Annotated in this window: 10 protein-coding genes; 9 read left to right on the top strand and 1 reads right to left on the bottom strand. The window is 56.1% G+C overall.

The window, feature by feature from the left end:
• Positions 1-2 precede the first annotated feature (2 nt).
• The 9 genes from IX84_RS04780 to IX84_RS04740 all read left to right on the top strand — a co-directional run bounded on the left by IX84_RS04780 (position 3) and on the right by IX84_RS04740 (position 11,440).
• Complete coding sequence (locus tag IX84_RS04780; protein WP_044216973.1) at positions 3-4,931, top strand: 2-oxoacid:acceptor oxidoreductase family protein; 4,929 nt, start codon at positions 3-5, stop codon at positions 4,929-4,931.
• Positions 4,931-6,289, top strand: a complete 1,359-nt coding sequence (rsxC, locus tag IX84_RS04775) for an electron transport complex subunit RsxC (protein WP_044216970.1) — start codon at positions 4,931-4,933, stop codon at positions 6,287-6,289. Before IX84_RS04780 ends, rsxC begins: the two co-directional genes overlap by 1 nt.
• Positions 6,282-7,301 (top strand): RnfABCDGE type electron transport complex subunit D, encoded by a 1,020-nt coding sequence (locus tag IX84_RS04770; protein WP_044216968.1) that lies wholly within the window; start codon positions 6,282-6,284, stop codon positions 7,299-7,301. The genes rsxC and IX84_RS04770 overlap by 8 nt, the downstream gene beginning before the upstream one ends.
• A complete protein-coding gene (locus IX84_RS04765; RefSeq protein ID WP_044216967.1) occupies positions 7,298-8,002 on the top strand; it encodes an FMN-binding protein in 705 nt (234 codons plus the stop codon). Before IX84_RS04770 ends, IX84_RS04765 begins: the two co-directional genes overlap by 4 nt.
• Positions 7,995-8,642: an electron transport complex subunit RsxE gene (gene rsxE, locus IX84_RS04760; protein ID WP_044216965.1), complete on the top strand. Its 648-nt coding sequence runs from the start codon at positions 7,995-7,997 to the stop codon at positions 8,640-8,642. The genes IX84_RS04765 and rsxE overlap by 8 nt, the downstream gene beginning before the upstream one ends.
• Positions 8,639-9,220 carry an electron transport complex protein RnfA gene (locus IX84_RS04755; protein ID WP_044216964.1) on the top strand — a complete coding sequence of 194 codons (582 nt, stop codon included), beginning with the start codon at positions 8,639-8,641 and terminating at the stop codon, positions 9,218-9,220. Before rsxE ends, IX84_RS04755 begins: the two co-directional genes overlap by 4 nt.
• A gap of 222 nt (positions 9,221-9,442) precedes the next feature.
• Positions 9,443-9,625, top strand: a complete 183-nt coding sequence (locus IX84_RS04750; protein WP_044216961.1) for a hypothetical protein — start codon at positions 9,443-9,445, stop codon at positions 9,623-9,625.
• Between the two features lie 77 nt (positions 9,626-9,702).
• On the top strand, positions 9,703-10,560 hold the full coding sequence (locus IX84_RS04745; RefSeq protein WP_044216958.1) for a ferredoxin reductase domain-containing protein: 858 nt from the start codon (positions 9,703-9,705) through the stop codon (positions 10,558-10,560).
• 13 nt (positions 10,561-10,573) lie between these two features.
• A complete protein-coding gene (locus tag IX84_RS04740; RefSeq protein ID WP_044216955.1) occupies positions 10,574-11,440 on the top strand; it encodes an RnfABCDGE type electron transport complex subunit B in 867 nt (288 codons plus the stop codon).
• 19 nt (positions 11,441-11,459) lie between these two features.
• Here IX84_RS04740 and IX84_RS04735 read toward each other — a convergent pair whose 3' ends face one another.
• Positions 11,460-13,031: a Fic family protein gene (locus tag IX84_RS04735; protein WP_044216953.1), complete on the bottom strand. Its 1,572-nt coding sequence runs from the start codon at positions 13,029-13,031 to the stop codon at positions 11,460-11,462.
• Positions 13,032-13,262 lie beyond the last annotated feature (231 nt).

The raw sequence follows: 13,262 nt of genomic DNA, 5'->3' as shown, positions 1-13,262 counted from the left end.
CCATGAAGAAGCAAACCGAGCCCGCCAAGTATCCGGGCACTCGGGTAGCAATGGACGGGAACACCGCTGCCATTATGTGCGAGCGGGAATCCTCCGACGCTGCCGGTGCCTATCCGATTACCCCTTCCACTCAAATGGGCGAGTATTGGGCTGATGCGGCCGCAAAGGGCCACCTCAATATCTCCGACCGGCCTCTTATTTTTATCGAGCCGGAAGGCGAACACGCTGCTGCTGCAGTAACCGCCGGCCTGTCTATGACTGGGCTCCGTGCCGCCAATTTCTCCTCCGGGCAGGGCATCGCCTATATGCACGAATCCCTCTATGCTGCAGTGGGCAAGCGTCTGACCTATGTGCTGAATATCGGCGCACGGGCGATGACCAAATCCACCCTTAACGTACACGCGGGCCACGACGATTACCACGCCGTGGACGATACCGGCTTCTTTCAGCTGTTTGCCAAAAAGGCGCAGCACGTAGCGGACCTCAATATCATCGCGCACCGCATCGCGGAGCTGGCACTTACACCGGGTATCGTGGCGCAGGACGGCTTCCTGACCACCCACCTCATCGAGTCCATGACGCTTCCCGAGCGCGAGCTCATCAAAGAATACCTCGGCCGGCCCGATGACATCATCAAGACGCCGACCGAAGCCCAACGCATCATTTACGGGGACACCCGCCGCCGCATACCCGAGCTTTGGGATGTGGATAATCCTGTTATGGCGGGCATCGTGCAGAATCAGGACAGCTACATGCAGTCCGTTGCCGCACAGCGCCCCTTCTTCTTCGATCACATTAAGCAGCTCACCGAGCAGGCTATGGACGAGTACTACAAGCTCACCGGCCGCCGCTACGAGCGCGTAATGACGTATAAGGTGGAAGATGCCGATTACCTTATCCTCGGGCAGGGCAGCGTGGTGCCAAGTGCTGAAGTCGTAGCCGACTACCTGCGTGAAACCCGCGGCCTGAAGGTCGGCGTGGTCGACCTCGTCATGTTCCGCCCCTTCCCGGCTGATCTGCTGGGCAAAATTCTAAAAGGTAAGAAGGGCGTTGCTATCCTTGAGCGCCTCGATCAGCCGCTGGCCGCGGACCTGCCGCTCATGCGGGAAGTACGCGCGAGCCTGACCAAGTGCCTGGAAAATGGCAACTACAAGGATAACCGCCCCTATCCGGAACTGGAAGCGTACCGACCGGGCGATATGCCGCCCCTGTACTCCGGTTCCTTTGGTATGGGTAGCCGCGACCTGCAGCCGGAGGGCATCATCGGCGCGGTAGAGAATATGCTGCCTACGGGCAAAAAGAAAAAGCAGTTTTACCTGTCTATCGACTTCATCCGCGATGTACCTTATACGCCTAAACAGCGGGCCTATCAGGAGTCCATTCAGGAAGCCTACCCGCATGTAAAAGAACTGTCGGTACGGGGTTCTGAAAACCCAAACCTCATGCCGGAAGGCGCCGTGACGGTCCGTTTCCACTCCATCGGTGGCTGGGGCGCGATTACCACAGGTAAGAACCTGGCGATGACCCTGTTCGACTTGCTCGGGTATGACATCAAAGCCAACCCCAAGTACGGTTCTGAAAAGAAAGGACAGCCGACGACTTACTACCTGTCTGCTGCTCCGGAGCCCATCCGTGTCAACTGTGAGTATGTATACGTGGACGTAGTGCTTTCACCTGACCCCAACGTCTTCAAGCACACCAACGCACTGGCGGGCCTGAAGAAAGGCGGCACCTTTATTATACAGAGCGACAAAAACAGCCCGGCGGAAGTCTGGGCCGATATCCCCAAGCCGTATCAGAAGATCATCGTGGATAATGGCATTCGCCTGTTCTATATCGACGGCTTCAAGATTGCCCGCGAGGAAGCAACCGATCCCGAACTGCAACTCCGCATGCAGGGTATCGCTTTCCAGGGCGCCTTCTTCGCTGCTTCTCCCCTCAAGGAGAAAGCGAATCTGACCGAGGAGAGCCTGCTGCAGGCCATCGAGGATCAGGTGCAGTCGAAATTTGGCAGCAAAGGGCAGCGCGTAGTAGATGACAATATGCGTGTGGTACGCCGTGGCTTTGACGAAGTAGGCGAGGTCACTGACAAGGTCGTTGGCGCCGGGCACGATGCCAAAGCCAATGCTGTCAAGCCGATCCCGCTTCCTGCTATGCTCAAGGATACACCACAGAGTAAGTCCAGGCTGAGCGATATCCACCGTTTCTGGGAACAGACCGGTAATTTCTATCAGCAGGGCAGTGGCAATGACAACCTCACCGATCCGTTTATCGGGTTGAGTGTGATGCCTGCGGCCTCCTCTTTGTTCCGCGATATGACCGGCATCCGCTTCAACCATCCGGAATGGATTGCCGAGAACTGTACCGCCTGTGGCAAATGCTACACCATCTGTCCGGACACGGCACTGCCAGGATTGGTTTCCAAACTGTCCGATGTACTCGACACCGTTGTGCAGCGCGTGAAAAACAACCACGGCAAGCTCAACTACCTGCCGAAAGCAGTCCGTCAGATGGAGCCGGAAATCCGCGCCTTATTCAACGAAGGTGATGACCGGGCAAAGGTCAACACCATGATCCGCGAGGTGGTCGACAAGACTGTTCGCGAAAGCGGCAACACCAACGGCATGGCGCAGGAATTTGACTGGTTCCTCGAGGAACTGGGCGACTTCCAGTTTGCGCTCACCCGCCCGTACTACGATGTAAAAGAAAAGCAGCAAGCCGGCAGCGGCGGCCTGTTCAGCATTACCCTGAACCCGACCACCTGCAAGGGCTGTATGGAATGTATTGAAGTCTGCGATGACGACGCCCTGCGCCCCATCACACAGACCGAAGACTCCGTAGCCACCCTGCGGCAGAACTGGGACCTCTGGACCGATCTGCCCAACACGCCGGAAGAATACAACCGCATTGACGATCTGGAAGAAAAGATCGGCCCGCTGGAGACCCTCCTCCTCAACAAGGAGGCCTACCAAAACTTCGCAAGTGGCGATGGCGCCTGCCTGGGCTGTTCTGAAAAGTCAGTTGTACACATCTTTACTGCTACCGTAGAGGCGCTCATGCAGCCGCGTATCAGGCAGCACGTGACCCGCCTGACGGAGCTCATCAACCGCCTGGAGCAGCACATTCAGCAGAAGCTGTTCAGCACGGTGAATGTGAGCGATGCCGACCTGATGACGAAGATTGTCTCCGAAATGAGCAGTGGTGACCTTACCGTATCTGGTATCGCCAGCCGTTTTGAGTCCGAAAAAGGCACTCAGCCGATCGATCAGGAATGGCTGCGCGAAGTCTCCCAACTGCTCGCCAAACTGAAGAACCTCAAGTGGAAATACACAGATGGCCTGACCGGCAAGGGGCGTACCAATATGGGCATGCTCAATTCCACCGGCTGTACCTCCGTTTGGGGCAGTACTTACCCGTATAACCCCTACCCATTCCCATGGGCCAACCACCTCTTCCAGGATTCCCCGTCAATGGCGATGGGCGTTTTCGAGGGGCACATGGCCAAAATGGCAGAGGGCTTCAAAACCATCCGCAAAGCCGAGCTGATGCTCGATGGCAAATACGACCCGAGCGAGCACGATTCCTTCCTCACTTACTTCAACTGGAAACAGTTTACCGATGAGGAATGGCTGTTGTGCCCACCGGTAGTCGCTCTGGGCGGTGATGGTGCCATGTACGACATCGGCTTCCAAAACCTCTCCCGCCTGATGGCTTCCGGTAAGCCGATCAAAGTCATCGTAGTGGATACGCAGGTGTACTCCAATACCGGAGGTCAGGCTTGTACTTCGGGCTTCATCGGCCAGGTATCCGATATGGCGCAGTATGGCAAAGTCTGGAAAGGCAAGCCGGAGCCGCGCAAGGAAATCGGGCTGATCGCTATGGCGCATCGCAACACCTACGTGATGCAGGCCACCCTGGCGAACACGAGCCATATGATCGAAGGTTTCATCGATGGCCTGATGGCGAAGCGCCCGGCCTTGTTCAACCTGTACACCACCTGTCAGCCGGAGCACGGCGTAGCCGATGACCTCGGTGCGCATCAGGCGAAGCTGGCGGTAGAATCCCGGGCTTATCCGGTATTCAGGTACAATCCTGAAATGGGTGTGAAGCCAGAAGAGGCATTCGACCTCAGCGGCAACCCGGACCTGCACAGCAACTGGCCAACCTATCAGCTCAAGTACCTGGAAAATGGCCGTGAGAAGAGCCTGGAAGTGGCGATGACTTTCGCCGACTTTGCCCTCACTGAGGCACGCTTCCGCAAACACTTCCGTAAAGTGCCGCGCGAAGCCTGGAACGACAATATGGTCGTCCTGACCGATTTCCTCGAAATGAGTCCCGAAGAGCGGGAAGGCAAATTCCCGTTCATCTGGACGGTCGACCAAAAGCAGCACCTCACCCGGGTGCTCGTGGCAGAAACCATTGTGGATTCCTGCGAGGAACGCCGCGACTTCTGGATCATGCTGCGTGCCATCGCCGGTGTGAAGGAAGAGGTGGAAGCTACTCCGGAAGACCTGGAGGGCAAGATCCGCAACGAGGTGGTCAGCAATATCGCCAAAGGGCTTATGAAGATGGCTGCCGGCGGCAACTTCGATGAGCTGGGCGTAGATGCTGCTGCCCTCAACTTTGATGCAGCACCTGCTACCAATGGCAGCTCAGCAGAAGCAGAGACCGCTGTAGCGACCGCCACAGGACAAGGGCCCTGGATAGAATCCGAGGAGTGCACGGCGTGTGACGAGTGCATCAAGATCAACTCGAAGGTATTTGCTTACAACAGCAATAACCAAGCTGAGATTAAGGATCCCAATGCCGGTTCCTACGAGGACCTGGTGAAAGCAGCCGAGAAATGCACCGCGCAGGTCATCCACCCCGGTCTGCCCGCCAATCCGGAAGGACAGGAGAAATGGATCAAGCGAGGCGAAAAGTATAACTAATGGGGCTGTTTAATTTTAGAAATAGTACCTTTCGCCACGGCATCCACCCGCCGGAGCACAAGAGCGAGACCAATGGCCTGCCCATCCGGCAGTTCGCCTTTGCGCCGCTGCTTGTATTGCCCCTTGCGCAGCACATCGGAGCCCCTTCCAAAATCATAGTTCGGGAAGGGCAGGAAGTGATGCGCGGGCAGCTCCTGGCGGAAGCCGGTGGCTACGTTTCGGTACCGCTGCACGCGCCGGTCTCCGGCCGGGTGCGCAAGATCGCGAACGTGCCTACGGCAAAAGGGGAAATGTCCCTGGGGATTTACCTGGAAGCCTTCCCTGCCTCCGGGCAGGAAGTGCTGGAAAGCGACGGGCTCGACTGGGAGGCCGCTACGCCGGAGGACATCCTGCAAGGCATTCAGAATGCCGGTATTGTAGGCCTCGGCGGGGCGGCCTTCCCTACCCACGTCAAGCTGAAGGTGCCGGAAGGCAAGCAGTGTGAAGTACTGCTGCTCAACGGCATCGAATGTGAGCCTTACCTCACCACCGACCACCGCGTCATGCTGGAGCAGGCGGAGGATATCTTCATGGGCATCCGCTACCTGCTGAAAGCTACCGGTGCGCCACGCGCCATCATTGGCATAGAAGCCAACAAAAAAGACGCCGCGGAGCACCTGTCCCGGAATATCCCGGAAGGGCTGCCCGTAACGGTGGAAGTGGTGCCGGTCAAGTACCCGCAGGGCTCCGAGAAGATGCTCATTACCTCGGTCATGGGCAGGGAAGTGCCCTCGGGCGGATTGCCGATTGATGTCGGTGCAGTAGTGGTGAATGTAGCGACTACGGCTGAGATCGGGCGGCTTTTGCCCCAGGGGCGCGGTATACAGGAACGGGTGGTAACCATCACCGGGCCGGGCGTAAAAAAGAAAGGCAATTACCTCATTCCCGTTGGGACGCCCCTGCGCTTCGTACTGGAAGAAGTCGGCGTAGCGGACAACCTGAGCGAGGTCTACCTCGGTGGCCCGATGATGGGCATGGCGGTGTCCAACCTGGATATTTCCATCACCAAGGGGACTTCCGGTATTTTGGCCTTTACGGATAATGAAGTGCACCGGGCGGACAAGGTCTACCCCTGCATTAAGTGCGGGGCTTGTGTAGATGCCTGTCCGATTTCCCTCAACCCGTCACAGATGGGCATACTGGCGAAGTTTGAAGCCTACGACGAGATGGCAGCCGATCATAACCTGATGGACTGCTTTGAATGTGGCTCCTGCTCCTATGTCTGCCCGTCCAATATTCCGCTGGTACAGTATTTCCGAATGTCGAAGGGCGTGGTCCGCAAGCGGGCGGCGGCCAAAAAGGAAGTAGCGAATGTTTAAGCAGACCCTACATATCAGCACCTCTCCCCACCTCAAGCTGGGCGTCAGTACGGACGACATCATGCGCAACGTGGTGTGGGCCATGCTGCCTACCTCGGCTTTTGCGGTCTACGCCTTTGGGCTGAGCGTATTCCTGTTGCTCGTCACCTCTGTGGTGGCAGCAATCCTGACCGAGCACCTGCTTTGCCGCTGGTCGGGCAAGGAAAGCACGGTCAACGATTGGTCAGCAGCGATCACCGGTTTGCTTTTGGGCCTGACCCTGCCCCCTGCTTTCCCGCTGTGGATGGCTTTTGTGGGCAGTGTAATTGCGATTGCCCTCGGCAAATTTGCCTTCGGCGGATTGGGGTACAACACTTTCAATCCGGCGCTGGTCGGGCGTGCGGTACTGCAAGCGGCTTTCCCGGCAGCGATTACCACCTGGCATCCCGCTTTTCTGGAAGGGCGCTTTACGGATATTGCGGGTTCCACTTTGGCACTGCCCTTTATGGAGCCCACTTACGATGCGGTTTCCGGCGCGACACCATTGTCGGCCTTCAAATTTGACGGAGTGGCGGCAGATTCAGCGGACCTCGCCCTCGGGCTGGTCAGCGGCTCGGCCGGGGAGACCTGCGCCCTGCTGATTGTGCTGGGCGGTATCTACCTCATCGCCCGCAATATGATGAACTGGCGCATCCCGGTCTCCATCCTGCTGACGGTCTATGTGCTCAGCGGCATTATGCACTGGGTAGATGCCGAAGCTTACCCTTCACCCGTTTTTATGCTGTTTTCCGGCGGATTGATGCTGGGGGCCGTCTTCATGGCCACCGATATGGTCGCCTCCCCGCTTACCGCAAAAGGCGTGGTGGTCTATGGTGTGCTGATTGGGCTGCTGGTGGTGGTCATCCGGCTATGGGGCGGTTTGCCGGAAGGCGTGATGTACGCTATCCTGCTGGCTAATGCCGTATCACCTCATATTGACAGCGCCCTGCAAAACCGCGTTTACGGAACCCATAAAAAAGCCAAAGCCGTATGAGCGAGACGATGACGATAGCACCCGAGCAAAAAGCGGCTACCGGCAACAGCAACAAGATGCTGTTCGCCATGGTCGGCATCGGCCTGATGTGCGCCCTGCTCATCGTGCTGACGTACGAGGGCACCAAGCCCATTATCGCAAAAAATAAAGCAGAAGCTCTGGAGCAGGCGATTTTCAAAGTCCTGCCCGGCACCGTGACCACCGCTGGTTACTACTGGGGTGGCAACGCCTTCTCGCCCCTGAAAGGCACCGAAGCCGAGGGGCAGCGCGTCTACGCCGGTTTTAGCGAAAGCGGCACCCTGACCGGCTTTGCACTGCCTGCCGTAGGGCTGGGATATGCCGGTGAAATCCGTGTGCTGTACGGCTATGACCCTGCGCAGGAAGCCCTGGTTGGTTTCTACGTGCTGGAGAACAAAGAGACGCCTGGGCTGGGCGATAAAATTGAGAAAGACCCTGCCTTCCTGGCCAATTTTGAAGCCCTGTCGGTGGCGGTCGCAGCAGATGGCAACAGCCTGAAGAACGAGATTACTTATGCCAAAAGCGGCGAAAAGCAGAACGCCTGGGAAGTGGACGGCATTACTGGTGCTACGATTTCCTCCAAGGCAGTGACCGAAGCGCTGAGCACGAGCACCGCCGAATGGGTGCCCAGGCTCTACGAAGCAAAAGAACGATTCAATCCACAAACGCAAAGCCATGAATAAACCTACGGACAAATCCGGATTTTTCGCGGCACTGGAGGACAGCCCTTCAGCGGATACCTTCCTGCGCGGCTTGTGGAAAGACAACCCGGTCTTTGTGCAGGTGCTGGGTATGTGCCCGGTGCTGGCTGTGACTAATACTTCTATGAATGCCCTGGCGATGGGGCTGGCTACGGCCTTTGTACTGCTGATGTCGAATGTGCTGGTGTCCTCCCTGCGCCACTTCATACCGAAACAGGTGCGCATCGCCTCCTACATTCTCATCATCGCCACCTTTGTGACGATTACGGACTATGCCATTATGGCCATCAGCGTGGAGCTGCACAAAAGCCTGGGCGCATTCATCTCACTCATCGTAGTGAACTGCCTCATCCTGAGCCGGGCGGAAGCCTTCGCTTCAAAGAATACGGTGGGGCAATCGATGCTTGATGCGCTGGGTATGGGCGTGGGCTTCACTTTCGCCCTGCTTTGCTTAGGCGTAGTGCGGGAGGTGCTCGGTAGTGGCAGCGTCTTTGGCTTCGGCCTTTTCCCGGATGGTTTCCAGAACTGGATTGTGATGATACTTCCTGCGGGAGGCTTCTTCACGCTGGCGATTTGGCTGCTGCTCTTTAACATTCTGAAGCAAAAACGAGCGACGACATGAAAGAGGAATCCCTGTGGTACATCTTCATCAACGCCAGCCTGATCAACAACTTTGTACTGGCGTATTTCCTGGGCATCTGCCCCTTCCTGGGCGTGTCGGGCAAGCTCGAGACGGCTACGAAAATGGGGGGCGCGGTGACCTTTGTGATGCTGATCAGCTCCGTGTGCGCGTATGGTATCAATGCGTTTTTGATTGCCGTGGGTGCGCCGTTTCTGCAGCTCATCAGCTTCATTGTAGTGATTGCCTCCACGGTACAGCTGGTGGAAATGTTTGTGCGCAAGATGAGCCCGGCGCTGTTCCGCGCTCTGGGTATCTTCCTGCCGCTCATCACCACCAATTGCGCGATTCTGGGCCTGGCGCTATTCCAAACCCAAAAGGGGTACGGAATGGTGGAAAGCCTGGTTTATGCGCTGGGTGCCGGTGCCGGGTTTACGTTAGCGCTGGTGCTGATCGCTGGCCTGCGGGAGCGGCTGGAATTTGCGGAGGTGCCCGGTGTGGTGAAAGGTACGGCCCTGACCCTTTTGATAGCGGGTATTTTGTCGCTGTCGTTTATGGGGTTTGCGGGATTGGGAGGGTAAGCTAGGCTGAGGTTAAGGTTGAGGCGAGCGGAGACGTGTTCGCCCGCCGCGGCAGCGAGCTGCCTATTGCCTCTGAGGAAGAAGGCAGCTCGCTGCCGCCCCCGGAGTACATGCCGTGTATGCCTCAACCTAAACCTTAGCCTCAACCTTGACCAAGTAACAGCACCCGTAGGAAATGATTGATAATTTTAATTTGAGGGCAACCTCACAAAAATAAAAACCATGACCTCCTCATTAATCATCGGACTCGTTGGCGTAGTCGCCCTCATGGTCTACTGGCTACTCATCCAAACCGTATGGCGGCAGATGTTTGCTGACCAAATCACCGATGAGGATGTGCTGGCGGAGCGCCGGAGCTGCGGCGACTGTGGGTGCAGAGGAGGCGTATGCAAAAAAGAGAACTGACCTGACTTGATAAGTTTCCCAGTGCAACACCAAAGCTCTTGTCAAGTCTCGATCAATAAACCTTAAAAACAACAACCATGGCATACTTAGCAGATTATCAGACCGAGCCCCGTTTTAGGGCTGCTGTGCGCAAAACTGAGCGCCTTACGCCCATGGATACCGACGAGGTCCGGGAAATTCAGCTGGAAGTGCTGGAGCCTGGCTTCGACTGCGCGGTGGACCAAAGCTTTGGCGTACTGCTGGACCACAAGGATGAGTTTGGCAATACCCAACACCACCGGCTGTACAGCGTGGCCGACCTGCCAAAGCGGGAGAATGGGCACACCCTGCTCACTATGCTGGTCAAGCGTTGCGCGTATGTGGACGATGTGAATGGTGAACGCTACAAGGGCGTGGTCTCCAACTACCTCTGCGACCGCAAAGCCGGGGATGAAATCACGATCACCGGGCCATTTGGGCTGCCCTTCTCAGTGCCTGAGGACAAAACCGCAAACCTTATCCTCATTGGTATGGGAACGGGGATTGCACCCTTCCGCGCATTCGTCAAGCACATTTTTACAGAGGAGAAAGACTGGAAAGGCAAGATCCGCTTGTTCTACGGAGCCCGTTCCGGCCTGGAGCTGCTCTACCTCAATGACAAGGATGGGGACCTCATGAACTACTACGATGAGGACACTTTCCGGGCATTCCGTGCCCTCAGCCCGCGGCCGAAGTGGCTGGACCCGATTGAGCTGGACAAAGCCATCGAAGACCGCGCAGCAGAGCTGCTCGAGATGCTGAATCAGGTGAATACCTACATCTACGTGGCCGGCTATGCTAAGGTGAAAGACAACCTCGACAAAGCCTTTGCCAAAGTACTGGGTTCCAAGGAAAAGTGGGCGCAGCGCAAAGCTGAGCTGATTGCCGGTGGCAAGTGGGCGGAGGTGATTTACTAGAAAACGAACTGACATGACTATCCTGACCGCCATAGCTGCCCTCGGAGGCCTGACTTTCCTGCTCGCTCTTATGCTCGTACTGGCCAATAAGAAGCTGTATGTGTATGAGGATCCGCGTATTGACACGGTAGAAGATATGCTACCGCACGCCAACTGTGGTGCCTGTGGGTATCCTGGTTGCCGCCCCTTTGCGGAAGCACTGGTTGGCGGGGAAGCCTTGCCGGGCAAATGTACGGTAAGCTCTGAGGAGGCACGGGAGCGGATCGCCGGGTACCTGGGCGTGGCGCTGGGCAATGAAGACCGCAAAGTCGCCCGCCTTGCCTGTGCCGGTGGGGCGAATGTTGCCCGGGTGCGGGCACAGTATGAAGGCATGCAGAGCTGTAAGGCTGCTGCCCTGGTCAGCGGTGGCGGCAAAGGTTGTTCCTGGGGTTGCCTGGGCTACGGCGACTGCGAGGTGGTCTGTGATTTTGATGCCATACAGATGGACGAACAGGGACTGCCGGTCGTGGATACCGACAAGTGCACGGCTTGCGGCGACTGCGTGGAAGCCTGCCCTAAGGGCTTGTTCTCTCTGGAGCCCCTGCAGAACCACCTCTGGGTGGCCTGCAAAAACCTGGAGCAGGGTAACGAAATTCTGGAAGACTGCGAGGTGGCCTGTACGGCCTGCGGGCGCTGTGCCATGGATGCGCCCGGTGGACTGATTGAGATGGCCTACAACTTACCGGTCATCCACCACGGTGCGGCAGCAGAAAGCAAGGACGCCATTCAGCGCTGCCCCACTGGCGCTATCATTTGGTGGAATGCCGACGGGCAGGCGGAGAAAGGCCGGGACGCGAAGAAGATTATCCGGAAGGGGGCGCGGGAAGTGGGGGTGAGCTGAGGCGCTGTTTACTGAACACTCAAGAGGTAAAGATTTCTTTGTAGGTTGACATTATCAGTTGAACCTCTTGATCTGATAAGGCTTGAAACTCTTTTTCCCGGGCTCTTTTCGACAGCCGCCCATCGTATTGATGCAGGAAACGAAGCATCAGGTTGAGCATTTTGTCCGGCATGTCAAAGTGCTGATTGATGAATGTTTTGAAGGCTTCATAACGCTGCAGGTAATTGATTTCTTCCGGAATGATCTCCTGAATGGTCTTTTGAACACATTCGTAAAGGAATTCCGCCTGAGGCGTGGCGTCAAAGAAGCGGTAGTAATCTGCTGTCTCATTGAGGATCGCCACATTATGGTCGGATGTTTCTTCCCAATCTATAAAAGCGAGTAAGGGCTGGGAATAAGCCTGCAGCACCTTCCTGTAGCCATTGATATCTTTCAGAATAGCAGCTGATACCGGAAAAACGACGCCTCGTTTGGCGAAGTGCATACCAGCCAGCACGTGGTGTACCAAATAGCGGTGAATACGGCCGTTGCCATCTTCAAACGGGTGGATAAAAACAAAGCCAAAGGCAATTATAGCAGCGGCAGCGACCGCATCCACATCGCTGCCAATTAGCTGATCCGCTGTGTGAAGCAGGCCTTCCATCAACCGGTTTAAGTCCTCTGGTTTTGCGGATATGTGCTCGGGTATAGGCGTACCGGTCACCCGGTTGTGCTCTCCTACAAACCCACCTTTAGTCCGATAGCCAAAACGGACGAACTTAGGGTTTTCGATCACCATGCGCTGTAGCTGCTGCAACTCCTCGTGACTGAGCGGGTTAGATCCGGCTTTGCCAATCACATCGCCCCATAGCGCAGCTCTTCTGCTTTTGGGGCTTTCCCCTTCTATGTTGAAGGAGGCTTTAGAATCTTTTAGCATTAAAAATGCAGATGCCCGCTGCAGCAGCGACTCCCGGACACCCTCCAGGTACTGATCTGTTTGCCGATCCAGTCCGGCTGCTCTGAACTTTTCCAATGCCTCCGTCCTGCTGACGAGCGGGCAAAAATCAGGCGTGCCGGGCAGGTTATTCAACACCCGATGCCGTTCGGACTTCTTACCGCTTATGCCATACTGCAATTTGGTATCTAACGCATCGACATAACCCTTTTTTGAGATCGACAAGTCAGGCACATCTGGCAATGGCTTTCCGGATACCCACTCCAGGAAAAACCATATCCGCCGCGAATACTGTCCTGTTGGTTCGATATGGATGAGTTTGCACAACTCTTCTTCGGAATAATGCCGGCAAAGCATACGGAACACCAACAAGTTGACGCCTTCATACTTTAGCGCAAAAACTAAATGAAGGTAGAGCGCCTCAATTTCAGTGCCTACCGTACTACTCTCGGGATTGTAAACCTTTGGAAAGTGGAGAAGGTCATATGTGCCCATCCTCGTCTTTCTGCGGCTGGTATTGACCACGGTGATTTGCCTCGGCATTGGCACCGGCAGCCCCAGGCGGTGAATGATGGCCGCATACCCCACCACACTAACCTTACCCGGAAGTGCCAGGGCCTTAAAATCAGGCGCAGCTGTCGAAAAATAGGCGCTCATGAGCTTATTTTTTAAATATAGGCGCAATATACGGTTTTTAGACTGTGTTGGGAATTCGCTTTTGGAGCGAGTGAAGTCAAATTTTATTCTGAACAAGGCGCGATGAGGGAGCCTAGCCTGAGCTAAGCGACTGAAGAGCAACGAAGTGCAGGATGAAATTTGGCAAATGCAGCCCAAAGGATGAAATCCCAACACAGTCTTAGAAGCCGTATTCAACGCCTGCCGCAGGTG

It is taken from the genome of Phaeodactylibacter xiamenensis (assembly GCF_000759025.1).
Lineage (GTDB): Bacteria > Bacteroidota > Bacteroidia > Chitinophagales > Saprospiraceae > Phaeodactylibacter > Phaeodactylibacter xiamenensis.
This window is presented reverse-complemented; position numbering and strand designations above follow the sequence as displayed.

Bases quoted from the DNA above. Each gene is read 5' to 3' on its own strand.
- IX84_RS04780 (WP_044216973.1), top strand. From the start codon at position 3: ATGAAGAAGCAAACCGAGCCCGCCAAGTATCCGGGCACTCGGGTAGCA.
- rsxC (WP_044216970.1), top strand. From the start codon at position 4,931: ATGGGGCTGTTTAATTTTAGAAATAGTACCTTTCGCCACGGCATCCAC.
- IX84_RS04770 (WP_044216968.1), top strand. From the start codon at position 6,282: ATGTTTAAGCAGACCCTACATATCAGCACCTCTCCCCACCTCAAGCTG.
- IX84_RS04765 (WP_044216967.1), top strand. From the start codon at position 7,298: ATGAGCGAGACGATGACGATAGCACCCGAGCAAAAAGCGGCTACCGGC.
- rsxE (WP_044216965.1), top strand. From the start codon at position 7,995: ATGAATAAACCTACGGACAAATCCGGATTTTTCGCGGCACTGGAGGAC.
- IX84_RS04755 (WP_044216964.1), top strand. From the start codon at position 8,639: ATGAAAGAGGAATCCCTGTGGTACATCTTCATCAACGCCAGCCTGATC.
- IX84_RS04750 (WP_044216961.1), top strand. From the start codon at position 9,443: ATGACCTCCTCATTAATCATCGGACTCGTTGGCGTAGTCGCCCTCATG.
- IX84_RS04745 (WP_044216958.1), top strand. From the start codon at position 9,703: ATGGCATACTTAGCAGATTATCAGACCGAGCCCCGTTTTAGGGCTGCT.
- IX84_RS04740 (WP_044216955.1), top strand. From the start codon at position 10,574: ATGACTATCCTGACCGCCATAGCTGCCCTCGGAGGCCTGACTTTCCTG.
- IX84_RS04735 (WP_044216953.1), bottom strand. From the start codon at position 13,031: ATGAGCGCCTATTTTTCGACAGCTGCGCCTGATTTTAAGGCCCTGGCA.